This window comes from Siccirubricoccus phaeus (genome assembly GCF_008360935.1).
Classification (GTDB): Bacteria; Pseudomonadota; Alphaproteobacteria; order Acetobacterales; family Acetobacteraceae; genus Siccirubricoccus; species Siccirubricoccus phaeus.
In genome coordinates, this window is record NZ_SRXO01000017.1 from 85,150 (window position 1) to 107,955 (window position 22,806).

Below are 22,806 nucleotides of genomic sequence, written 5' to 3' on the forward strand. Positions count from 1 at the left end.
CGCCCGCCATGGTTGACCTCACCGAGCAGGAACAGGCGGCGATCCGCGCTGCCATGCGCCGGGTCGCCGAGACGATGGCCGAGATCGGCTGGGACACCCGCCTGCAGGACCTCACCGAGGCGCAGGTGCTGACGCTCATCGAGGTCGCGGTCGGCGGCTTCCAGGAGGCGATGGCGAAGATCGCCCGAGGCGAGCCGGCCTGGGAGGCGGTCCTCTGATGCTGGACTTCAACAGCCGCGGGCAGACCGCCCTACATGTCAACGCCGCGATCGACGCCGCCCTGGTGGCCCGGCAGGCGGCGACGCCGCCGCGCAGCTACCTCGGTGGCTCCCGCCTTGGCCACGCCTGCGAGCGCGCCCTGCAGTTCGAGTTCCTCCACGCCCCGAAGGACGAGGGGGCGGAGTTCGACGGGCGCATCCTGCGGATCTTCGGCATCGGCCACGCCCTGGAGGACGTCGCCGTCACCTGGCTCCGGGGCGCCGGCTTCGCCCTCTACACCCGCAAGGGCGACCGTCCCGACGGTGAGCAGTTCGGCTTTGCCGTTGCCGGCGGGCGCATCCGTGGTCATGTCGACGGCATCCTGGCCGGCGGGCCGGAGATCCCCGGTCTGGCATTCCCGGCGCTCTGGGAATGCAAGACCATGAACGCCAAGGCCTGGCGGGAGACCTCCAGCAAGGGCGTCGCCGTCGCCAAGCCGATCTACGCCGCCCAGATCGCCGTCTATCAGGCCTACATGGACGCCGTGGTCCCGGGCGTCGCCGACCACCCAGCGCTGTTCACCGCCATCAACAAGGATACCGCCGAGCTCCACCACGAGCTGGTGCCGTTCGATGCCGAGCTGGCGCAGCACATGTCGGACCGGGCGGTGCGGGTGCTGCGGGCCTGCGATGCCGGCGACCTGCTGCCGCGCATCGCCACCAGCCAGGACTTCCACGAGTGCCGCTTCTGCCCGTGGGCCAAGCGCTGCTGGAGCCTGCCGGCATGAGCCTCTGGGGCGACTTCAACGACGCGCCGAGCCTGCCCTGGGAGGAGGAGCCCGGCATGCCGGCGATCAACCTTGGCGCCATCGCCACCTTCCTCGAGGTGGTGTTCGGCTACTGCGACGGGCTGATCCCGGTGCGGGGCTTCGTGGATCAGGGCCAGGGCATCGACAGTCGCCCCCATAACATCTGGATCCCGGCCGATCGGCACGCCACGGAATCCCTTGGCGCCTACGCGACCTGGGCCGCGCGCGAGGGCACCGCGGTCTATGTCATCCCTGGCACGGTGGCGGAGCACGGCCAGGCCCGCGCCGAGCACGTCCAGCAGATGCAGGCCGTGGTCGTGGACCTGGACGCCGGCGACATCGAGGCGAAGCTCGGCCACCTCGTCCACCACCTTGGCGCGCCCACCCTGCTGGTGGAGAGCGGCGGTCGCACCGCCGAGGGCGCAGCGAAGGTGCACGCCTGGTGGCGGCTGACCGAGCCGGTCGAGGGCGAGGACCTGGCCCGGCTGTGCCGGCTCCGTGGCGAGATGGCCGAGAAGGTCGGCGGCGACCCGCACTTTCGCTCCGCCCACCAGCCCATCCGTGTCCCCGGCACGGTCTACCGCAAGGGAGGCGCCGAACGGGTCGTCGCCATCCGCCACCACGACCCGCGGCGCGAGGTGGACTTCGCGGAGTTCGCCGAGGCCGTGGCCGCCATGCCCTTCCTGCCCGGCCAGGAGCGCCCCCAGCCCGCCCCGGAGGGCGATCGGCCGAGCCTGGACGCCGTGCTCACCACCCCGGTCCGCGAGGGCGCTCAGGACGGCTGGACCCGCTTCCAGGGGGCCAGCGCCGCGATCGGCCACTTCGTCCGCCAGGTGCATGAGGGCCGCCTGACCCCCGACCAGGGCTGGGAGGCGATCTGCGGCTACAACGCCGCTTGTCTCCGCCCTGCCTGGCCGCTGGAGCGCCTCAGGGCCGAGGCGGACGCGATCTGGGCCCTGCATGTCGAGCGCAATGGTCCGCCGCTGCTCCGGGCCGAAGCGCCGCCTGCAGCCGTCCCCGCCCATACCCTCGGCGCCTTGCTCGACGACACCTCGCCGATGCCGGAGGACCTGATCGGGCCACGGCTGCTGACACCGGGCGGCATGCTGGTGCTGGGCGGGGCGCCGAAGGTCGGCAAGTCCGACTTCCTGATCAGCCTGCTGGTGCACGCCGCCGCCGGCGCGCCCTTCCTGCGCTTCATCGCGCCGCGGCCGCTACGCGTCTTCTACCTGCAGGCCGAGATCCAGTACCACTACCTGCGCGAGCGCCTGCAGCAGCTTCGCCTTGACCCCGCCATCCTAGCCCGCGCCCGCGACACCCTCGTCGTCACGCCGAAGCTGCGCATGTTGCTGGACGCACAGGGCGTGGCGCTGGTCGCTGCGGCGATCCGCCAGGCCTTCCCCGACGCACCGCCCGACATCCTCTGCATCGACCCGATCCGCAACCTGTTCGATGGCGGCCCTGGCGGCGAGGGTGAGAACGACAACGCGGCGATGCTGTTCTTCCTGCAGAGCCGCGTCGAGGCGCTGCGCGACCAGGTCGCGCCCGAGGCCGGCATCATCCTGGCCCACCACACCAAGAAGCTGAGCAAGCAGCAGGTCAAGGACGACCCCTTCCTGGCGCTCTCGGGCGCCAGCGCGCTGCGCGGCTTCTACACCTCAGGGATGATCCTGTTCCGACCGGACGAGGAGCACACCGCGCGCGAACTGCACGTCGAGCTTCGCAATGGCCCCGGCCTCGAGCCGATGCGCGTGGACAAGGTCGCGGGCCGCTGGGTCGAGCTCGGCCGCGACGGCGAGCGCCTGGTGCGGAGGGAGCTGGGCCGAAAGCTCGATGCGGAGCGCACCCGCCGCCACGACGTCATTCTGCGTCTCATTGCCGAGGAGGCCGAAGCCGGCCGGCTCTGCACCACCAACGCCTTCGCGTCGAGGTACGAGAACAAGCGCGGGCTCGGTGGCAAGGACACCATCCGCGACCGGATCGCGGTGCTCGCCACCAAGGGCTACATCAAGTTCCGTCGCAATGCCCGCGACCTCGGCCAGCCCTACACCAGGTCGAAGAACGGCTACCTCGTCGTGCAGGACATGGTCCTCGCGACGGGTGAGGAGACGGTCGATCCCGAGACCGGCGAGATCGTCCCGACCACCGTCCGGGTGCTGCCGAGCCACTTCCAATGCCCCCGCAGCGAGGCTCTGCTCGAGGTCGAGAACCCCGAGGTGTGGGTATTGCACGACCCCGAGGAGGCCGCCTGATGGCTCCCTCGGACCGCCTCCGCACTGACCGAAACTGCTCCCGAAACTGCGCAGTTTCGGTCCGAATCTGCTCCCCCGCCGAAACTGCCAAACTGGTTTCCGCCAAGCAAATCAATAGGTTCCGAGCGAAAGCAGTTTCGCGTAACGAATCTGCCCGAAACTGCTCCGAATCTGCTTTTTCCGCTGTAAAATCAGTGGCTTGGAGCAGTTTGGCAGATTCGGTTTTTCGCCACCCCCCTACGGGGGGTGTGCGTGCGCGCCAGTTTGGCGCGCGCACACCACACCCGGGGCGAAGGGGACGGGCGCGTGGACCACCCCCTGCCGACCCCTGACCAGGCAGCCGGGCAGCGACGGCGAGCTCCGCCAAGAACCGCGCCGTCGCCGCCCACACCACAGCCATCCCCTCTCGGAGATCACCATGGCAGCCCCGACTCTCACTGCGCCCGCCGCCGAGGCAAGCTCGCCGGCCGGCATCGACCCGCCCCTCCGGCAGACCGGCAGCACCGTCCTCGCCCTCGACCTCGGCACAACCGTGGGCTGGGCCCTGCGCATGGGCGACCACAGCATCCTCTCGGGGACGCAGACCTTTCGCCCCGGCCGGTTCGAGGGCGGCGGCATGCGCTACCTCCGCTTCACCGACTGGCTCGTCGAGGTCGCCATGCGGGCGCATGGCATCCGGCGGGTGGTGTTCGAGGAGGTGCGGCGGCATGCCGGCACCGACGCCGCCCACGTCTATGGGGGCTTCCTCGGCACCCTGACCGCCTGGTGCGAGGAGCACGAGATCCCCTACCAGGGCGTCCCGGTGGGCACGATCAAGCGCTTCGCCACCGGCAAGGGGAACGCCGACAAGGCGGCGATGATCGCGGCGGTCAGGGCCCGCGGCTTTGCGCCGGCCGACGACAACGAGGCCGACGCCATCGCCCTGCTGCTCTGGGCGACCGATCCGCAGGGCGGCCGCGCATGAGGCTCGCCGGTGCGCCGCGCCCGCCCCGGTCGTCTCTGGACCTGGCTCACAGCCCGACCTCCGCGGTGGAGCTCGATGCCATGCGCGCCGCCGCCTGGCACCGGCATGGCGTTGCCGCCTTGGCCGTGGACGACATCGCCGATCCCTGGCTCCGCCAGGCCGTCATCAACGAAGCGAACCGGCGCTGGGGGCGCCGGCATGGAGGGATGCAGCATGGCCGGTAAGCGCAAGAGGAAGCACACCATGCCGGAGGTGGAGGATTTGTCGAAGCCCTCGAAGTGGCGGCTGCAGCATGGCGACTTCTCCGAGGCCATGCGCGAGGCCGATCCGGAAACGGGGACACCGGTGCTGCATCGGCGGGCGGTCGATACGCTGGGCCAGATGCTCGCCAACGGCACCATCACCCAGGAAATGCACGACGCTGGCGGCTACTTCCGCGCGCTGTTCCGACGCGCAGCGCTCGACGGCATGGCGCGATCGCCGCTGATCCGGCTGCCTGGCAAGACCGCGGACGCCCTGTCGGAACGGAACATCGACGCACGTCGCAAGGTCGCCGAGGCGCTCGACGCGCTGGGGGGACACGACAGCGCAGCGGGCTCCTGCGCCTGGTACGTCGTCGGCCTGGAAATGTCCGTGCGCGAGTGGGCGATGCGCCAGGGATGGGGCGGGCGGCCCGTCGCGCCGCCGCAAGCGCAGGGGATGCTGGTCGCGACGCTCAGCGTGCTGGCGGGGCACTTCGGGCTCGTGCCGCGGACGCGGGCGGCGTAAGGCCCGCAGTGGACAGGGAACGCCTGGCGTTCCCATGATCGAAGGATCACGATGGGAAGCGATGGTCGGCCTGCAAACCGAGGTGAATGGATGGCTTTGAAGCCCCTCGATGTGTTCCGGGAGCTCACGGCTCGTGAGCCGGTCGCATTGGACGCGCTACCCTATGATCACGGGATTTATGCGCTTTACGACCATACCGGCCTAATCCGCTACATTGGTATCACCAAGAATGACAAGTACGGATTCCATGGACGAATCCATGGCCGCCACGTTGGTGGCTCAGAGGGACGCAGCCATAAGTTCTCGCACGCCTACAATACGGGTAGGATGTGGCGAGCCAAGAAAGATGATAGCGCGGATGCTCTGCAAGCGAAGGCGCTGCGCAGGGCATTTGCCCGACGGTACTGTCGCGCGGCATTCCTCGTGGTGCCATCGACGCTCTCTAGCGATCTGGCAGCGCTTGAGCTGGCGGTTCAGGCAATAGCACCAGCAGAAATGCTGGCCTGGGGGAGCAAGCGCAGTTTCGCCCCTGTGCCAGAGCCAACCAGTCTCGTTGACGCTCTGCTCGACGAGCTGCGCTACACGCCTGAGCAGCATGCTGCGATTCGTCGTCAAGCGGCCAAGTGCCCGGGCACCTGACAAACCATCAATGAGGGGAGCGCAACGCCACTGGCTTTGCGAGACGAAGAAAGACCGCGCGAGCTAAGACCAGCGTAGCGCAGCGAAAGAATGTCGCGTTGCGAAGCGAAATCCACACGGCGTATCATCAGGACATCTCGAAAAGGCGCGACCGCGCCGCGGCTCACCAGCCACAGCGTCGCTCGATCGAGATAGTGGCTCTCGAGCCGCAGGGTCCTTCCTGGGCCCGGCGTATGCGGGGGGCGGAAGCGCGCGACTTCGCTAGCGCCAGGCCGGAAATATGGTTCGCGGTTCGCACCACACGGCCCTGATCTCAGTCGTTTAGCTGCGAACCGTGGCGGCGCGAGGCTCGCGCCGGCCACGCGCACAGTTCGCACCCACCCTGATCCCGGACGGTCCGATGACGCTCCCCTGGATGGCGGCGAAGATCCTGCTGCGCCCGGTGGCGGAGCTGCGTACGCACCCCGGCAATGCCCGGGTGCACGGCGCGGCGCAGCTCGAGCAGATCAAGGCCAGCATGCTGGCCTTCGGCTTCACCAACCCGCTGCTGGTGGACGAGGCCGGCGTGCTGATCGCCGGCCATGGCCGGCTGGAGGCGGCGGTGGCGCTCGGCATCGAGCGGGTACCGGTGATCGTGCTGCGCCACCTCTCGCCGTCACAGAAGGACGCGCTCCGGCTCGCCGACAACCGCATCGCGGAGAACGCCACCTGGGACCAGGCGCTGCTGCGCGAGGCCCTGGTCGGTGTGCAGGCCGCCGCGGAGATCGACGTGGCCACGCTCGGCTTCTCGGCCGACGAGCTGACCGCGATCCTCGCGGCGGCGGAGACGGCCGTCACCGATGGCGAAGCGCCCGAGGAGGCAGATCAGCCGGAGGCCGGCGGGGACGGTGCGCCTGGCGCGGCGGAGACGGAGGATTCGCCGGCGGATGATCCCGCCGATGCCGAGCCGGATCCGCCGCGTCAGGCCGTCACCCGCCCGGGCGATCTCTGGCTGCTCGGCGAGCATCGCCTGCTCTGCGGCGACAGCACCGATGCCGCGGCCGTGGCCCGCGTTATGGGCCAGGACCGCGCGGCACTACTCTTCACCAGCCCGCCCTACGGCAACCAGCGCGACTACACCACCGGCGGCGTGTCGGATTGGGATGCGCTCATGCGGGGCGTGTTCCAGCATCTGTCGCTGGTCCTGCGGGACGACGGCCAGGCTCTGGTGAACCTCGGCCTGATCCACCGCGAGGGGGAATGGCTGCCCTACTGGCAGGGCTGGCTGGACTGGATGCGGGCCCAGGGCTGGCGGCGGTTCGGCCTCTACGCCTGGGACCAGGGCCCCGGCCTGCCCGGCGACTGGAATGGCCGCCTCGCCCCAGCCTTCGAGCTGGTCTTCCACCTCAATCGCCAGCCGCGCCAGCCGAACAAGATCGTGCCCTGCAAGTGGGCCGGCACCCCGAACAAGGGCAGTGGCCTGCGCGCCGCCGACGGCGAGGTGAAGGCCTATACCCATATCGGCCTGCCGGTGCAGGAGAGCCGGATCCCGGACAGCGTGCTGCGCATCACCCGCCACAAGGGCCGCGGCATCGAGACTGAGCACCCGGCCGTTTTCCCGGTCGCCCTGCCCGAGTTCCTGATGCGCGCCTACACGGACGAGGGCGAGGCGGTGTTCGAGCCCTTCGCCGGCTCCGGCACCACGCTCCTCGCCGGCCAGCGCACCGGGCGGCGGGTGCGGGCCATCGAGCTCGCCCCGGCCTATGTCGACCTGGCGATCGCCCGCTGGCGCCTGCTGCACCCCGACCTGCCGGTCACCCTGGCGGAGGACGGGCGGGACTATGACGCCGTTGCCGCGGCACGGGCGGGGGCCTTGGCCGATGCAGCCTGATCTGCAGGTCACCACCGTGGCAGTGGTAGCGCTGGTCCCCTACGCCGAGAACGCCCGCACCCATTCCGAGGCGCAGGTGGCACAGATCGCTGCCTCGATCGCCGAGTTCGGCTTCGTGAACCCCGTGCTGGTCGATGCCGCCGGCGTGCTGGTGGCCGGCCACGGCCGGGTCATGGCTGCCAGGCGCCTCGGCATGGCGGCGGTGCCGGCGATCCGGCTGTCGCACCTGACCGAGGCGCAGGCCCGCGCCCTGCGGCTGGCCGACAACCAGATCGCGCTCAACTCCGGCTGGGACGAAGCGCTGCTCGCCGCCGAGATCGCCCGCATCCGCGACGAGGCGGTGGTCGACCTCGACGTGCTCGGCTTCTCCGGCATGGAGCTCGACCGGCTGCTGGCCGCGGCCGATGCTGGCCTCGGCGAGGAGGCCGACGATGCCCCGCCGCCGCCCGCCGTCCCGGTCACCCGCGCCGGCGACCTCTGGCGCTGCGGCGAGCACCGCCTGCTCTGCGGCGACGCCACCAAGCTCGCCGACGTGCAGCGGGCGCTCGGCGCCGATCGCCTCGCCGACATGGCCTTCACGGACCCGCCCTACAACGTCGCCTATCGCGGTGGCACCGCGGCCAAGATGACCATCGCCAACGACGCGCTCGGCGAGGGCTTCCTCGATTTCCTCCGCCCGGCGCTGGCCAACCTGCTCTCGGTCACCAAGGGCGCCTGCTATGTCTGCATGTCCTCCTCGGAGTGGCCGACGCTGCACCGCGCCTGGCAGGAGGCGGGCGGCAAGTGGTCGAGCACCATCATCTGGGCGAAGAACACCTTCGCCCTCGGCCGCGCCGATTATCACCAGCAGTTCGAGGCCATGCTCTACGGCTGGAAGCAGGGCAGCCAGCACTACTGGTGCGGCGCCCGCGACCAGGGGAATGTCTGGCACTTCGACAAGCCGGCCCGGAACGACCTGCACCCGACCATGAAGCCGGTGGCGCTGGTGGAGCGGGCGATCCGCAACAGCAGCAAGCAGCGTGACACCGTGCTCGATCTCTTCGGCGGCTCCGGCACCACCATGATCGCGGCGGAGCGGACTGGGCGACGGGCGGTGCTGCTCGAGCTCGACCCGGCCTATGCCGATGTCATCGTCCGGCGCTGGCAGGAGGCGACCGGGGAGGCCGCCGTGCTGGAGGGCGAGGACCGCACCTTCGCCGACATCGCTGCCGCACGCGGCGTCGCGGATCATGATGTGATCCAAACCGCCGGATCATAGCAATCCCATGACGATGCATGTTGCTTGGCTCGGGCGCGCGCCAGCGCGAATGGTCCGTCACGCGATGAGCACGACGGAGAGCAGGATGACCAAGCGCCAAGCCAACCAGCAGAAGAGCCTGCAAGCCTTCCTGGCCAAGAAGGCCGAGTTCGATGCCCTGCTGGCCGACCTGCAGCGGATGAGCGCCGACCACTTCGGCGCCGATCCCGAGGACGTCCTCTGGGGCCAGGTCGGGAACCTGGAGTTCTACACGGAACAGATGCGGCGGGTGACCGACGCCTACTTCAAACGGGGCGAGCACGCCGAATAGGCGACCTTTCCCCCGCACTGCCCCGACCGGGTGCGCCCGGCGGGGCTCCCGGCCGTAGGGGGCCGGCGGTCGGCTCCCAGCAAGCCGGAGCCCCGATCATGGCCCTTTCCGAGACCCAGCGCAGCATTCTCACCGCCGCCGCCCAGCACCCGCATGGCTTGGCGGAGCCGCCCGAGAAGCTGCCCGCCGCCGCCTGCGCCGCGGTGGGCAAGGCGCTGCTCAAGACTGACCTGGTGATCGCGGTCCACCGTCCGGATTACGAGGCGCGGGCGCTCTGGACGATCGACGGTGACAGCATGCTTCTCCGCATCACCGACGAGGGCCTGCGCGCCATTGGCCTGGACCCCGCCCAGCCCGCCACGGGTGCGGACACGGCGCCGCCGGCGGAGGCGCCGCAGGCAGACCCCGCCCCGGCCGCCGAGGCGGCCCAGGCCGCGCCCTTGGCGGAGGACCTGGCCCTCTTGGACGAGGCCCTGGCCACGCCACTGCCGGCGCGCCGCGTCAGCCTGCGCGACGCCGCGCAGCGGGTGCTGAAGGCCTGGGATGACGAGGCCAATCAGCGCTACGACCTGGCCGACGCCATCGAGGCGCTGCGCGGGATCCTGGCCAAGCCGGGCCGCGAGGCCCGCGACCCCGCCGCGCCGCGCAAGCCGCGCGAGGGGACGAAGCAGCAGCAGGTGCTGGCGCTGCTACGCCGGCCCGAGGGCGCCACGGTGGCGCAGATCGCCGAGGCGACCGGCTGGGCGCCGCACACAGTGCGGGGCTTCTTCGCCGGCCTGAAGAAGCGCCAGGGGATCGCGGTCGAGGTGCTGGAGCGCGTCCGCCAGGTCGGGCCGAACAAGGAGGGCGCGCGGGGGAGCTACACGATCTACAAGATCACCGGTTGATACAGCCGCTGAATCGATCAGGGCTCGCCGGGCTGAGGCGAGCCCTCATTCTTTTTCGAGTGCTTCCGCTTCGGCTTCTGCCGATCGAGCGCTCCCAGCAATTCCGCCACCTCCCACTTCTGACGCTTCGCCGCTTTCAGCACACCGATGAGGACCCGCCGCGCATCGTCCATAATCGCACTCTCGGCAACGGGCGTTCCGCTATAGATCTCCTCGCGCTCCAGCACCTCCGCGGTCGCTGCCACTATCCTCTCTGGATCCTTCTCCGGCTCCTTCATCGACATCGGGCTACTCCACGCAGGTAGACGCGATCATGCATTGCGCCGGATGCGGCGTGCAGCAGCAATCCGTCGCATCGCACGGCATCATCAAACACCGTTGACGAGGCCCGCATCATCGTCGCGCACGGCGGGAGGTCGCCGCCATGCCGGAACTGACCCCATCCACCCGCGAGGCCGCCAGGCGTATCGGCATCAGCGAGACCGCGCTGCGCAAGGCCGAGGGCAGCGGCCGCATCGCCCGCGAGTCGGACGGCCAGTGGGACATCGATAAGACCCGCCGCCGGCTGGTGGAGACCGCGGATCCGCACCGCTCACCGCTCGCAGCGGGTGCTGGCACCGAGGGTACGCCCTATGCCCGACTGAAGGTCGCGCAGCTCGCGCTGAAGGTGGAGGCGCAGCGGCTTGCCCTTGACGAGAACAAGCGCCGGCTGCTCGATGTCGCCGAGGCCAACGCCACGATCGACGAGATCGCCGGCGCGATGCGCGACGCGCTGCTGAACTGGCCCGCCCGCGTCTCGGGGCTGATCGCCGCGGAACTGAACGTCGACCCGCACCTGCTGCAGACCATCCTGCAGCAGCACGTCGCTGACCTGCTGACGGAGGCCGCCGATCGCTTCGATCCCTCAGGCCTCGGAGATCGGGCCGCGAACCCGTGAGCATGTGCGCCGGCGCGCGGGCAGCATGCTCCGCCCACCGCCACAGCTCACCGTGTCGCAGTGGGCGGAGCGGCACCGGATCCTTGGTTCGCGTGCTTCGTCCGAACCCGGCCCCTGGCGGACCAGCCGGACCCCGTATCTCCGGGAGGTGATGGACGCGCTGTCCGCGGTGCATCCGGCCCGCCGCATCGTGTTCATGAAGGGTGCCCAGGTCGGCGCCACCGAGAGCGGCAATTGCTGGCTCGGCTATATCCTGCACCACGTGCCGGCGCCGGTACTGGCGGTGCAGCCGACCGTCGAGCTGGCCAAGCGCTTCTCGCGCCAGCGCATCGACCCCTTGCTGGAGGAAACCCCGGCGCTGCGGGAGCGGGTCGCCCCGGCCCGCGCGCGGGACAGCGGCAACACCCTGCTGTCGAAGGAATTCCCCGGCGGCATCCTGGTGCTGACCGGCGCCAACAGCGCGGTCGGCCTGCGCTCGATGACGGCGCGCTTCTTGTTCCTTGACGAGGTGGACGCCTATCCGGGCGACGTCGAGGGCGAGGGTGACCCGATCGCGCTTGCCGAAGCCCGGGCCCGCACCTTCGGCTGGCGGCGTAAGGCCTTCCTGGTCTCGACCCCGACCATCGCCGGGCGCAGTCGGATCGAGCGGGAGTACCAGGCGTCCGACCAGCGCCGCTATTTCGTGCCCTGTCCCCACTGCGGCGAGATGCAGTGGCTGCGGTTCGAGCGGCTCCGTTGGGAGAGGGGCAACCCGCGCTCGGTCCGCTACCACTGCGAGGCGTGCGACGAGGGGATCGAGGAGCACCACAAGACAGCCATGCTGGCCGGCGGCCAGTGGCGCCCTACGGCGGTGCCCGAGGACCCGCACACGGTCGGCTTTCACATCTCGGCGCTCTACTCGCCGGTGGGCTGGCTGTCCTGGGAGCAGATCGCCCGCGATTGGGAGGCGGCGCAGGGCAAGCCCGAGGACCTGAAGACCTTCCGGAACACCGTGCTGGGCGAGACCTGGCAGGAGCAGGGCGAGGCGCCGGATTGGGAGCGGCTGGTCGAGCGCCGGGAGGATTTTCGGATGGGAGTGGTGCCCGCCGGCGCCCTCTGCCTCACCGCTGGCATCGACGTGCAGGACGACCGCCTTGAGTGCGACGTCTGGGGCTGGGCCGAGGGGTACACCTCTTGGTTGGTCGACCACGTCGTGATCCCCGGCAGCCCGCGCGAGCGCGAGCCCTGGGACGCGTTGGTGAAGGTGCTGGTCCGGGACTGGCCGCGCCAGGGCGGCGGCACCATGCGGATCGCCAAGGTCTGCGTCGACACCGGCGGGCGGGACACCGCGGCGGTCTATGGTCACCTCCGCCGGCTTCGGGATCCGCGGATCGCGCCGACCAAGGGCGTCGAGGGCTGGAACCGGGCGCAGCCGGTGCAGGGGCCGACGCCGGTCGATGCGCTGGTCGATGGCCGCAAGCTCCGCCGTGGCCTGAAGCTGTGGACCGTCTCGGTCTCGACCTGGAAGGCTGATCTGTATCGCCGGCTCTGGCTCGGCCGCGGCGACGCCGAGGCGTTCCCGCCCGGCTGGGTGCACCTGCCGCAGGGCATCGAGGCCGAGTGGGTGAAGCAGCTGGTCGCCGAGCAGCTGCGTAGCGTGAAGGACCGGCGCGGCTTCGCCCGGCAGGAATGGGCCAAGCTGCGGGAGAGGAACGAGGCGCTGGACTGCGCCGTGCTGGCCCGCGCCGCGCTCTGGCTGCTCGGCGCCGACCGCTACGGCGAGCGCTTCTGGGCCAGGCTGCGGGAGGAGGTGGCGAATGCGCCGCTCACGGTCACCACACCACCTGCTGCGCCGCTGCCGGAAGCCCCGGAACCGCCGCCCGCGGCACCGGAACCGCTGCGGCCACGCGGCTGGCTGACATCGCGTGGCGGCTGGCTGCGCTGAGGATCGTACTCGATGAACCCTGACGTCCTCGCCTGGGCGCTGGCCCGGCCTGCGGGCGACCGCTGGCGCGGCCTGGCGGACGCCTTCGCTGGCGGCACCACGCGCGTGACCTTCGACGGCCGCACCGTCGAATACCGTTCGCTGGATGAGATCGCTCGTGCACTGTCCGCCGGCCATGCCGCGGAGAACGCCACGGCACGTCGCCCAGGCACCACGCTGGCGTCCTTCTCGCGGGGCAGCGCATGAATCCCTGGCGATGGTTCTGGAACGTCGTGCGGGGCTATGCCGCGGCGCAGGACAGCCGCGCCTCGGCCTGGGCGCCCGCGGGTGGCAGCGCCAATGCCGAGGTCGGCGCCGCCGCGGCCACCGTCGCCCGGCGGGCCCGCGACGCGGTCCGCAACGACCCGTATGCCGCGCGCATCGTCGACCTCTGGACCGGCAATGCGGTCGGCGCCGGCATCACCACCCGCTGGCCAGACCGGGCGCATGCGGAGGCCTGGCGCCGCTGGGCCGAGGGCACCGGCTGCGACGCCGAGGGCCGGCTCGACCTCGCCGGCCTGCAGGCCCTGGTCATGCGGGCGGTGGTCGAGAGCGGCGAGTGCTTCGTCCGGCTGCTGCCGGCCGAGGTCAGCCCGGCCAACCCGGTCGGCCTCCGGCTGCAGGTGCTAGAGAGCGACCATCTCGACACGGCGCGGAACGGCCGGGTCGAGGGCCGGCCGACCCTGCAGGGCATTGCCCTGGGCGAGACTGGGGAGCCGGTGGCTTACTGGCTGTACCGGGTGCATCCGGGCGCGTCCTGGCTGCTGCCCTCCGGCGGTCGGCTGCAGAGCGAGCCAGTGCCGGCCAGGGACGTGCTGCACATCTACCGCAAGCGTCGGCCTGGACAGCTGCGCGACGTCTCCTGGCTGGCGCCGGTGCTGACCCGGCTGCGCGACCTCGGTGACTACGAGGCCGCCCTGCTGATGAAGGCCAAGATCGAGGCCTGCCTCGCCGCGGTAGTCTCGGAGGACGGTGAGGAAGCCCTGACCGGCGCCGCGGCCGGGCTGCTGCGGGATGCGCAGGGCCGCGCCGTCGAGAGCTTCGAGCCGGGGATGATCCTCTACCGCCGCGGGATGGGCAGCGTGGAGGTGGTGAACCCGAGCGGAGGGGGATCGCACGCCGCCTTTGCCCGCCGGGCGTTGGAGGCCGCCGCGGTCGGCACCGGCCTGACCTACGACCAGGTCTCGGGCGACCTGACCCAGGCCAACTACTCCTCGCTGCGCGCCGGCAAGATCGAGTTCCGCCGGCTCTGCGAGCAGGTCCAGTACGGCATGCTGATCCCGATGCTGGTCCGGCCCATCGCCGAGCGCTTTCACCAGCAGGGCGCGCTGCTCGGGCTGTGGGAACCGGACATGCCGGCCGAGGTCAGCCATGTGCCGCCGGCGCACGAAATGATCGACCCGCTGAAGGACACCACCGCGCTGATCGCCCAGGTACGGGCCGGCTTCGTGCCGCAGCCCGAGGCGGTAGGCGCCTTCGGCTACGACTTCCGCCAGGCGGTCGAGCTGATCCGCGAAGCGAATGCCTTGCTCGACGACGCCGGCCTCGCCCTCGACACCGACCCGCGCCGGGTCGCCAAGTCCGGCAGTGCCCAGGACGCGGCGCAGCTCGCCGCCATCGAGATCGCCGCCACCGGCGCCGCCGCCCCACCGCGGCCCGAGCCGGCCGCCGCAGCAGCAGGAGCACAGCCATGACCGCGGGCGCCTACGACTGGGCGGACGACATGCTCAAGATCAAGAGCATGCAGAAGAAGTTCCGCGACAGCTTCAACGGCACGGAGGTCAATCCGGCCCGCTGGGAGGTCGCGGCTACCGGCTCCGGCATGATCGCCACCGTCGCCGACGGCACGCTCACCGTCTCCACCGGCACGGTGCTCGATGACGAGCTGGTGCTGACCACCCGGCAGAGCTTCACCATCCCGCTGCGGGTGATGGTGGCGCTGAACCTGAGCCAGCGCATCGCCGGCCAGTCGGTCTGGCTGGAGCTGGTCAGCGTCGATCCCGCAACCGGCCTGCCGGACGGGCGTGGTGTCGCCGCCTGGCGGCTCGACGGTACCAGCCCGACGCTGGCCAACTACGAGGTGGGGAGCGAGGGGGCGCCGCGGCTGGCCAGCGCCTCGGCCTCGACCATCCCGACCACCGCGCCCGCCGGCTGGTCGGTGCTGGAACTCGAGCCGACCAATGACGAGTGCTGGTTCCACGGCCGGCTCATCGACAACACCGCCGCCCGCTCGAACTCCTACGTCCGCCACCAGCAGATTCCGGAGCCGAACGCCGCCTACCGCTTCCGGATCCGGGTGCGGAACCGGCAGTTCGTCAACGGCATCTCGGCAGTGGCCAACAACGGCTCCGGCCTGGTGCGGATCACCCGCGCCGCGCACGGCTTCACCACCGGCGACAACGTCACCGTGGCGGATGTCTCCGGCGTGCCGGGCGCAAACGGCACCTTCACCATCACGGTGATCGACGCCAACACCTTCGACCTGGTCGGCTCGGCCTTCTCCGGCGCCTACGTCAACACCGGCTGGGCTTCGGTCTCGCGCAACCTGGCGCCGGCTTCCAGCACCGATGTGAAGGTGCAGTTCGTCACCATCGCCGACTACGCCGAGCTCACTACCGAGATCACCGCCGGCCGCGGCCAGTCCGTCGCCGGCCAGGGGCTTGGGGTCAACGTGCTCAGCACCGTCGCCCCGGGCGTGACGCCGGTGGGCGGTCAGGCCCGCAACACCAGCGGCGCGCTGCCGGTGCTGGCGGCGACCGGCTATTCGGCGAACCCCTCGGCGGTGACGACCGGCCGCGGCGTCGACCTGCTGGCGACGCTGATCGGTGCGCTGGTGACCAAGCCCTACGCCATCCCGGAGGCGGACTGGCAGTACGCGGCGGCCGCGGGCGGGATCACCAACACCACCGACGTCGCCATCAAGGCCGCCGCCGCGGCCGGCATCCGCAACTACGTCACCTCGATCGATGTCCGGAACGCCCACGCCACGGTGGCGACCGAGGTGGTGATCAAGGACGGCGCGACCGTGATCTGGCGGCAGCTGCTGCCGGCGGCGATGCCGGCGCCGGTCGAGATCACCTTCCCGACGCCGCTCAAGGGCAGCGCGGCCACCGCGCTGAACGTTGCCTGCCTGACCACCGGCGCGCAGGTCTACGTCAACGCCCAGGGCTTCAGCGCGCCCTGAGGCGCGGCCCACAGCACGGATCCAGCATGACCGAGACGATCGAACCGGGCGCGGGAGACCCCGCGCCGGACACCCCTGCCGTGCCGATCGTGGCGCAGCGTGCCCTGGCCGCGCCGGCCACCGTGGACCGGGCGGCCCGAACCGTCGAGGTGGTCTGGTCCACCGGCGCCCGGGCCCGAAACCACGTAGTCGGGCTCGGCGCCATCACCGAGGAGCTCGACATGCGCCCCGAGGCGGTGCGCATGGACGGGCTGCGCTCGGGCCGCGCCCCGGTGCTCGATGCCCACCGGCGTGGCGGCGCCCGCGACGTGCTCGGCCGGGTGGTGGCCGCCCGCCTCGAAGGGGGCCGCGGCTACGCCATGCTGCAGTTCAGCACCGCGGCCGATGTCGAGCCGGTCTGGCAGCGGGTGGCCGACGGCACGCTGCGGGCGGTCAGCGTCGGCTACCGGGTGCACCGCTACGAGCCGGTGCCCGACCCTGTCACCGGTCAGACCGTCCACCGCGCGGTGGATTGGGAGCCCTTCGAGATCTCCGTCGTGCCGGTCCCGATCGACCCGGCCGCCGCGGTGCGGGGCGAGGGAGACCAGCGCGCGCCCGCCACCGCCTACGAACCCCCCCTGCCCAACGAGGAGCCCCGCATGCCCGAGACCACGCCGCCCCTGCCGGCGGCCGACCCGCTGCCGCCCACCACCTCGCCCCAGGAGCCCAGCGTGACGGCCACGCCCACGCCTGCGCCCGAGCCGACCCGTGCTGCGCCGCCTGCCGCGGATCTCGATGCCGTGCGCGCCGAGGCCGAGCGCGCCGCCATCGAGCGCCTCGCCGCCTACGACACGGTGCTGGCCGGGGCGCGTGGCCTGCTGGCCGAGGACCTGCTCGATGGTCTGCGCCAGACCGCCATCCGCGACCGCATCGCTCCCGAGGTGCTGCGCGGCCGGCTCTGGGAGGCCTTCACCCGCGGCACGCCGCGCCCCTCCATCCCCGCCCGGCCTGAGACCGGTCCGGCCAATGACGATCCGGCGGTGCTGATCGACGCCATGGCCGAGGCGCTTGCCGCCCGCTCCATGCCCGGCTACCAGCCGCAGGGAAGTGGCCGGCATGCCGAGTTCCTGGGCTGGCGGCCTTCCGACATGGTGGGCGAGCTGCTCCGGGCCCGAGGCGAGCGCAACGTGCCGCGCAACCCGACCCTGCTGGCCGAGCGCGCCTTCCACACCACCTCCGACTTCCCGCTGCTGCTCTCGGCCGCGGCCAACAAGATGCTGCTCGCGGCCTATGCGCCGGCGGCGCCCAGCTACCGGCAGATCTTCCTCCGCCGCGACTTCCGCGACTTCAAGCCGCACCGCCACCTCCGGGTCGGCGACTTCCCGACCCTGCTGCCGCTGCTGGAGAACGGCGAGATCCAGGCCGGCACCATGTCCGAGAGCCAGGAGATCGTCCTGCTGCAGACCTTCGCCCGCCGGATCCGGGTCACCCGGCCGATGCTGGTGAACGACGACCTCGGTGCCTTCACTGATTTCGCCGCGATGATCGGGCGGCGGGTGGCCGACTTCGAGAACGCCACCGCCTACGGCCTGCTGAACTCGGCCAATGGCGATGGCCCGACGCTCACCACCGGCAATGCTGCGGTGTTCGGCACCGGCGCGGCGCGCGCCAACAAGGCAAGCGCGGGCACCGCGCTCGACCTGCCGAACCTGGCGGCCGGCCGTGCTGCGATCATGAAGCAGAAGACCCTGGACGGCCTGCCGATCGCGGTCGGCTCCTCCATGCGCCTGCTGGTCGGGCCGAACCAGGAGCTCGCGGCACGGCAGCTGACCGTGTCGGTGGGGGCGAGCCAGACCTCGAACGTCAACATCTACGCCGGTTTCGTGCAGCCTTTGGTCGAGCCGCTGATCCAGGCGAACCGCTGGTACCTGTTCTCCGACCCGGTCAGCGCGCCTGTTTACGTCTATGGCTACCTGAACGGCGCCGAGGGACCGCAGGTCACCACCGGGCCCGTGTCGGGCGTCGATGGCGTCGAGGTCTCGGTGATCTTCGACTTCGGCGTCGGCGCCATCGACTGGCGCGGCGCCTGGTTCAACCCCGGCACCTGATCCCCACCACCCTGACAACCTGACCGCACGCGGGGCGCCCATCGGGCGCCCTTCGTGTTTCTGAGGACCTGCTCTCATGCGCAACTACGTCCAGCCGGGCGACAGCCTGGCCGTCTCTGTCCCCTATACGGGCGGGGTCACCGCCGGCCAGGGCGTCCTGGTCGGTGCCCTGTTCGGCGTCGCCGCGGTGGATGGCGCCCAGAACGCCACGATCGAGGTGCAAACCAAGGGGGTCTTCGACCTCACCAAGGAGCCCGCGCTCGCCATCACCGCCGGCGCCCGGGTGTTCTGGGACAACAGCAACCGCCGCATCACCACGACGGCGACCGGCAACTTCCAGGTCGGCCTCGCCACAGCGGCCGCGCTCGCCGCCGACGCAACGGTCCGGGTGGTGCTGCTGCGTGTGCCGGCGAGCGGCGCATGAGAGGCATCGACCCTAAGGCCACGCGCGGCTACCGCAACCGCAACCCCGGCAACATTGAGCACGTCGCGGCCAACAAGTGGCAGGGCCTGGCCGAGCCGGCCTCAGACGGGCGCTTCTGCCGCTTCGTGGGCCACGAGTACGGCCTGCGCGCCCTGGCGGTGCTGTTGCTCACCTATCAGGATCGCCACGGACTGCGGACGCTGCGCGACATCATCGCCCGCTGGGCGCCACCGGCGGAGAACGACACCGCTGCCTACCTCGCCGCGGTGGCCCGCCGCATGGGGGGCGGGCCGGACGACCCGCTCGACCTGCACCGGCACGACCATCTCCGGCCGCTGGTGGAGGCTATTGTCGCGCACGAATGCGCCGGGCTGGCCTATCCGGCAGCGGTACTGGACCGGGCCCTGACCCTGGCCGGGGTGCCTCCAGCAGCGCCGCGGACACTGGCGCAGGTCGCCGCTGCGACCGACACCGGCCGCGGTGCGGTGCTGGTCGGCGCTGCGGGCATCGCCACGGCCCTGGCGCAAGCTGCCCCAGCCATCCAGGCGCTCGGTGACCTCGCCCCGGTGGTCGCCATTGCCGTCGTCCTCGCCGCCGTCGCGGCCGTGCTGGCCTGGCGCCTGGGCCGGCCGGCATGAGCGCCTTCGCCGCGGCCCTGGGCGTCCTGGCCGCGGATCCAAACCTCGGCAGCGATGCGGTGTACCGCGCCGGCGGCTCCGGGCCGGAGGTGGTGCTCCGGGTCCTGCGCTCCAGCCCGGACCGACTGGGTGACGCCTTTGGCACGAGCCTGGTGCAGGCCACCGACGTCCTTGCCGTCGCAGTCACCGCGCTGCCGGCCATTGCGCCGGGCGACACCTTCGCCCTCGGTGGCGAGGTGCTGACCGTGCAACACGCCGAGCGTGACGCCGCCGGTGTCGCCTGGCGCGTCGTCTGTCACCGATAGCCTGCGATCGGTCCTGCATCAGTAGCAGCACCGACGAGCCAGATATGATGACTCTGAAGCTTCGAGAGGCAGGTCCGGCCAAAGCCTCGAGGCCGAGATGTCAACTTGGCGGACCCGGCGCAGCTTGGACGAGACCTAGCGCGCAAGTCCGCGGCTGCGGACCGCAGCTAGGACGCGGGCATTAATGCTCTGCCGCGTCGCCTCCTGTTTTAGGCTCAATTGGCGCTTCCGCAGCGTGCTCTGCTGGAACTTGTATTCCCATTCGCTGATCACCCCGCGCTCGTAAAAGAAGGCGGTGGCCGCGGCATTCAGGGCCTTGGTGTCGTCGTCAGCTATACGCTTTAGCCCCTGGAAAACCAGGCCGTAGTCGAGGCCGAGGAAGCGCTTAACACAGACATTTCCAACCTCAAGGTGCTGGCCGGTGATCCGGTTGTTTAGCAGGCACAACTCGCGGATAGGATAGTGGCCGCAGGCGCAGGTCTCCGGCTCATCGGCCATGCTGATATCGACCAGCTTCCACTCTAGTCGAGCAACCGGCCATTCCGTCGCTCGGCTGCGCGCCAAGATTGCCGCCTTCAACGTCTCGAAATGGTAGCCATCGCCCATACCGCCTTCATAAATATTTCGGCCAAGTTAGCAACGGTTAGGTGATGCGCTCACAGTCAGGCCGACACCCATCGAGGAGGCACCTATGCCCGACCCCGAGCGCCTTGGTGCGATCCTCAATGAGGCCCTGCTCGCCGCCGGCCTCGGGGCGCTCGGCACCATGGCCCGGCTCGCCGCAGCCGACCGGCCGCTGCTCACCGGCGGCTTCCTGCTGCACGCCCTGGCGGGCGGCAGCCTCGGTACCGGCGCTTGGCTGATCGCCCGGGCGGTCGAGCTCGAGGGCTGGTGGCTGTTCGCGGTGCCCTGGCTCGCCGGCACCCTCGGCTACGCCGCCCTGCACGACCTGCTGCTGCGGGTGCTGAACCGCCGTCTCGGCGGGCCGTAACGGGTGCGCCTCGCGGCCGCCGTCGGCGATCTCCGACAGGCGCTGGCGGCGGAGGTCCGTGCCGGCGAGCGCGCAGCTACGCAAGCAGTCCGTGAGGGCACCGAGGCGCTCAAGCGCGAGCTGCGCGGCCAGGTGCTCGCGGCTTTCGGCGGTCGGGGCCGCGGCCTCGCCAGTGCCTGGCGCAGCCAGGTCTTCCCCCGCTCGGGTGTCAGCCTCCGTGCCGCCGGCCTAGTCTGGACCAAGGTGCCGAACGTGATCGATGCCTTCGAGCGCGGGGCGCTGATCCGGGCCAAGGGCGGCCGGCGCTTCCTGGCCATCCCGACCGGCTTCAACGCCGCCCGCGGCTGGCGCGGTCGCGGCGACAAGGGCCTGCGGGTCACGCCGGCGCAGATGGTCGCCTCCAGCCAGGGCTTTCTGCGGCCCTTCCGCTCCGGCCGCGGCTTCGTCTGGTGCCTGCCGCTGCGCCAGGGCGAGCAGACCGGCCGACGGCGCCGGACCCGCCTGATCGCCGGCGGGCTGACTGAGGTCGGCACCGCCAACCGCAAGGGTCGGGAGGCCTGGGCCCGCGGCCTGCTGGAGCAGGGGATGGTGCCGATGTTCCTGCTGCTGCCGCAGGTCCAACTCGCCAAGCGCCTCGACGTGAAGGGGGCGGCCGACAGCGCCGGCGCCCGGGTGCCGCGGCGCTTCGTCGCGCTGTGGGAAGCCGAAGCAGGAAGAGCAGCATGAGCGCCCGCGAGACCGCCATCGCGGCGCTGCATGCCCGGCTGCAAGCCGGCCTCGCCGCCCGCGCCCCGGCGGCGCTGGTGCTGCGCAACGAGACCGTGCCACAGCGTCTGCCGCCGGGCGGGCTGGTGGTGCTGCGCGACGGCGAGACGGCGGAGGAGACGCCGCTCCTCTCTCCCCTGGCCTGGGCCGTTGAGCATCGCGCCGAGGTCGAGGTCACCGTGGCCGGTGCCACCCCGGCCGCCCGCGCCGCCTTGCTCGATGCGCTGCTGGCCGACATCGCCGCCGCGATCGCCGCCGACCGCACCCTCGGCGGCGCGGTGGAATGGGCCCAGCCCGGCAGCCCCGGCTTCGAGGACGTCGAAGTCGAGGGCGCCGCCGCGGCCCGCGCCGCCCTCGTCCCCGTGACCCTCTGGTTCACCGCGGCGGGCTCGCCGCTGTCCTGACGGAGACACCCCCACCATGGCCCGCGCCATCGGCGCCAACACGCGCCTGCTCATGCTGCCCGAGAGCACCTACGGCACCGCCCCCACCGGCAACTTCCGGCGGCTGCCCTTCCTCTCCTGCGACCTCGGCGCCGAGCAGCCGCTGCTGGACGCCGACGTGATCGGCCTCGGCGGCACCCGCGACGCGGCCGCGCCGTTCCTCGACACGGTGACGGTCGCCGGCTCCGCGGTCGTCCCGGTCGACCTGATCAACATCGGCCACTGGCTACGGCTGCTGCTGGGCGCGCCGACCACCAGCGGCACCACCAACTACACCCACACCTTCAAGTCGGGGGGCGCCTCGCTGCCCTCGAACAGCATCGAGCTCGGCTACCCGGACGTGCCGAGCTACGACCTGATCACCGGCGTGCGGGCCGACACGCTGGAGATCGACTTCTCGCCCTCCGGCCCGGCCACCGCCAGCTTCGGCCTGATCGGCCAGGGCTCGACCCGCTCCGGGGCAAGTTCCGGCGGCACGCCGACCAGCGCCGCCTACACCGCCTTCAACAAGGCCCAGGGCTCGATCAGCCGCAGCGGCTCGGCGCTGGCGCAGGTAACGGGAGCGAAGCTCAGCTTCACCAACTCGGTCGAGACGGTGCGCACCATCCGCGCCGACCGCAAGATCGAGGGCGCCGATCCCGGCATTTGCCGCGCCACCGGCCAGGTCACGGTGCGCTTCGCCGACACCACGCTGCTGACCCAGGCGCAGAACGGCAGTTCGGCCGACTTCGCCTTCGCCTACACCATCGACGCCAACCGCGGCCTGACCTTCACCCTGCACGAGGTCTACCTGGCGCTGGCCAAGACGCCGATCGAGGGCCCGGGCGGCATCGAGGCGGCGTTTGACTTCCGTGCCGCCTACAACGCGACCGCCACCACCATGATGACGGTCGTGCTGAAGAACCAGCAGGCTGCGACGGAGTATGCGTGATGCTATCGCGCTGCGTGAGGACGGCTTTAGGCGAGAAGCGATCACAGGACTGGCTCATACCCTAGAGCCATCCTAGACGTGCCTAGCGTAAGGCTCCTTACTATCGATCAGCAAATGTCTCATTCTTCCACTTAACCAAACAGTCTAATGCGTCCAGCTACCATAACGCCTCACGAGCTTGGTT

At 71.0% G+C, this 22,806-nt stretch carries 26 protein-coding genes; 24 read left to right on the forward strand and 2 right to left on the reverse strand.

From position 1 onward, the window contains the following. Positions 1-8: 8 nt before the first annotated feature. From E5N76_RS21310 to E5N76_RS21360, 11 genes are all read left to right on the forward strand, one after another. Positions 9-218 carry a DUF6511 domain-containing protein gene (locus E5N76_RS21310; protein WP_149539340.1) on the forward strand — a complete coding sequence of 70 codons (210 nt, stop codon included), beginning with the start codon at positions 9-11 and terminating at the stop codon, positions 216-218. Then, the gene (locus tag E5N76_RS21315; RefSeq protein WP_149539341.1) at positions 218-985 is read left to right on the forward strand and encodes a hypothetical protein; all 768 of its coding nucleotides are present in this window, start codon (positions 218-220) and stop codon (positions 983-985) included. Before E5N76_RS21310 ends, E5N76_RS21315 begins: the two co-directional genes overlap by 1 nt. A gap of 56 nt (positions 986-1,041) precedes the next feature. Beyond that, positions 1,042-3,258 carry an AAA family ATPase gene (locus tag E5N76_RS21320; RefSeq protein ID WP_235907807.1) on the forward strand — a complete coding sequence of 739 codons (2,217 nt, stop codon included), beginning with the start codon at positions 1,042-1,044 and terminating at the stop codon, positions 3,256-3,258. 418 nt (positions 3,259-3,676) lie between these two features. Beyond that, positions 3,677-4,222 (forward strand): crossover junction endodeoxyribonuclease RuvC, encoded by a 546-nt coding sequence (locus tag E5N76_RS21325; protein WP_149539342.1) that lies wholly within the window; start codon positions 3,677-3,679, stop codon positions 4,220-4,222. Positions 4,223-4,302: 80 nt separating this feature from the next. Next, entirely contained in the window at positions 4,303-4,446 is a 144-nt protein-coding gene (locus E5N76_RS30660; protein ID WP_235907808.1) for a hypothetical protein, read from the forward strand. Positions 4,447-4,465: 19 nt separating this feature from the next. Then, positions 4,466-4,990 (forward strand): hypothetical protein, encoded by a 525-nt coding sequence (locus tag E5N76_RS21335; RefSeq protein WP_235907809.1) that lies wholly within the window; start codon positions 4,466-4,468, stop codon positions 4,988-4,990. A gap of 90 nt (positions 4,991-5,080) precedes the next feature. Further along, on the forward strand, positions 5,081-5,629 hold the full coding sequence (locus tag E5N76_RS21340; protein ID WP_149539345.1) for a GIY-YIG nuclease family protein: 549 nt from the start codon (positions 5,081-5,083) through the stop codon (positions 5,627-5,629). Positions 5,630-6,029: 400 nt separating this feature from the next. Continuing rightward, on the forward strand, positions 6,030-7,499 hold the full coding sequence (locus E5N76_RS21345) for a site-specific DNA-methyltransferase (RefSeq protein ID WP_149539346.1): 1,470 nt from the start codon (positions 6,030-6,032) through the stop codon (positions 7,497-7,499). After that, positions 7,489-8,757, forward strand: a complete 1,269-nt coding sequence (locus E5N76_RS21350; RefSeq protein ID WP_149539347.1) for a site-specific DNA-methyltransferase — start codon at positions 7,489-7,491, stop codon at positions 8,755-8,757. Before E5N76_RS21345 ends, E5N76_RS21350 begins: the two co-directional genes overlap by 11 nt. An 85-nt stretch (positions 8,758-8,842) precedes the next feature. Beyond that, positions 8,843-9,067, forward strand: coding sequence for a hypothetical protein (locus E5N76_RS21355; RefSeq protein WP_187830312.1), 225 nt, complete (start codon positions 8,843-8,845; stop codon positions 9,065-9,067). 98 nt (positions 9,068-9,165) lie between these two features. Next, positions 9,166-9,954, forward strand: a complete 789-nt coding sequence (locus tag E5N76_RS21360; protein WP_235907810.1) for a DUF3489 domain-containing protein — start codon at positions 9,166-9,168, stop codon at positions 9,952-9,954. A gap of 17 nt (positions 9,955-9,971) precedes the next feature. On the opposite strand, the gene E5N76_RS21365 is transcribed toward E5N76_RS21360, so the two are convergent. Next, positions 9,972-10,238: a hypothetical protein gene (locus E5N76_RS21365; protein WP_149539348.1), complete on the reverse strand. Its 267-nt coding sequence runs from the start codon at positions 10,236-10,238 to the stop codon at positions 9,972-9,974. A 140-nt stretch (positions 10,239-10,378) separates the two neighbouring features. Between E5N76_RS21365 and E5N76_RS21370 the strand changes: the two genes are divergently transcribed. From E5N76_RS21370 to E5N76_RS21410, 9 genes are all read left to right on the forward strand, one after another. Next, on the forward strand, positions 10,379-10,891 hold the full coding sequence (locus tag E5N76_RS21370; protein ID WP_149539349.1) for a hypothetical protein: 513 nt from the start codon (positions 10,379-10,381) through the stop codon (positions 10,889-10,891). A 25-nt stretch (positions 10,892-10,916) separates the two neighbouring features. Next, positions 10,917-12,815, forward strand: a complete 1,899-nt coding sequence (locus E5N76_RS21375; protein WP_149539350.1) for a phage terminase large subunit family protein — start codon at positions 10,917-10,919, stop codon at positions 12,813-12,815. A 12-nt stretch (positions 12,816-12,827) separates the two neighbouring features. Continuing rightward, complete coding sequence (locus tag E5N76_RS21380) at positions 12,828-13,061, forward strand: phage head-tail joining protein (protein WP_149539351.1); 234 nt, start codon at positions 12,828-12,830, stop codon at positions 13,059-13,061. Next, a complete protein-coding gene (locus E5N76_RS21385; RefSeq protein WP_149539352.1) occupies positions 13,058-14,548 on the forward strand; it encodes a phage portal protein in 1,491 nt (496 codons plus the stop codon). The genes E5N76_RS21380 and E5N76_RS21385 overlap by 4 nt, the downstream gene beginning before the upstream one ends. Next, positions 14,545-16,038, forward strand: a complete 1,494-nt coding sequence (locus tag E5N76_RS21390; protein ID WP_149539353.1) for a ubiquitin-activating E1 FCCH domain-containing protein — start codon at positions 14,545-14,547, stop codon at positions 16,036-16,038. Before E5N76_RS21385 ends, E5N76_RS21390 begins: the two co-directional genes overlap by 4 nt. 26 nt (positions 16,039-16,064) lie before the next feature. Beyond that, on the forward strand, positions 16,065-18,125 hold the full coding sequence (locus tag E5N76_RS31100; RefSeq protein ID WP_149539354.1) for a prohead protease/major capsid protein fusion protein: 2,061 nt from the start codon (positions 16,065-16,067) through the stop codon (positions 18,123-18,125). Positions 18,126-18,201: 76 nt separating this feature from the next. Beyond that, complete coding sequence (locus tag E5N76_RS21400; RefSeq protein WP_149539355.1) at positions 18,202-18,549, forward strand: DUF2190 family protein; 348 nt, start codon at positions 18,202-18,204, stop codon at positions 18,547-18,549. Then, positions 18,546-19,187, forward strand: coding sequence for a structural protein (locus E5N76_RS29705; protein WP_187830313.1), 642 nt, complete (start codon positions 18,546-18,548; stop codon positions 19,185-19,187). The genes E5N76_RS21400 and E5N76_RS29705 overlap by 4 nt, the downstream gene beginning before the upstream one ends. Then, a complete protein-coding gene (locus tag E5N76_RS21410; RefSeq protein WP_149539356.1) occupies positions 19,184-19,492 on the forward strand; it encodes a head-tail joining protein in 309 nt (102 codons plus the stop codon). Before E5N76_RS29705 ends, E5N76_RS21410 begins: the two co-directional genes overlap by 4 nt. A gap of 135 nt (positions 19,493-19,627) precedes the next feature. Here E5N76_RS21410 and E5N76_RS21415 read toward each other — a convergent pair whose 3' ends face one another. Continuing rightward, the gene (locus tag E5N76_RS21415) at positions 19,628-20,098 is read right to left on the reverse strand and encodes a hypothetical protein (protein WP_149539357.1); all 471 of its coding nucleotides are present in this window, start codon (positions 20,096-20,098) and stop codon (positions 19,628-19,630) included. A gap of 85 nt (positions 20,099-20,183) precedes the next feature. Here E5N76_RS21415 and E5N76_RS21420 point away from each other — a divergent pair, with 85 nt between their 5' ends. The 4 genes from E5N76_RS21420 to E5N76_RS21435 are packed head-to-tail and all read left to right on the forward strand — an operon-like array spanning position 20,184 to position 22,622. Next, complete coding sequence (locus tag E5N76_RS21420; RefSeq protein ID WP_149539358.1) at positions 20,184-20,483, forward strand: hypothetical protein; 300 nt, start codon at positions 20,184-20,186, stop codon at positions 20,481-20,483. Positions 20,484-20,486: 3 nt separating this feature from the next. Then, on the forward strand, positions 20,487-21,209 hold the full coding sequence (locus tag E5N76_RS21425) for a DUF6441 family protein (RefSeq protein WP_149539359.1): 723 nt from the start codon (positions 20,487-20,489) through the stop codon (positions 21,207-21,209). Further along, positions 21,206-21,652, forward strand: a complete 447-nt coding sequence (locus tag E5N76_RS21430) for a hypothetical protein (RefSeq protein ID WP_149539360.1) — start codon at positions 21,206-21,208, stop codon at positions 21,650-21,652. The genes E5N76_RS21425 and E5N76_RS21430 overlap by 4 nt, the downstream gene beginning before the upstream one ends. Positions 21,653-21,668: 16 nt before the next feature. Next, positions 21,669-22,622 carry a phage tail tube protein gene (locus E5N76_RS21435; protein ID WP_149539361.1) on the forward strand — a complete coding sequence of 318 codons (954 nt, stop codon included), beginning with the start codon at positions 21,669-21,671 and terminating at the stop codon, positions 22,620-22,622. Positions 22,623-22,806: the final 184 nt, after the last annotated feature.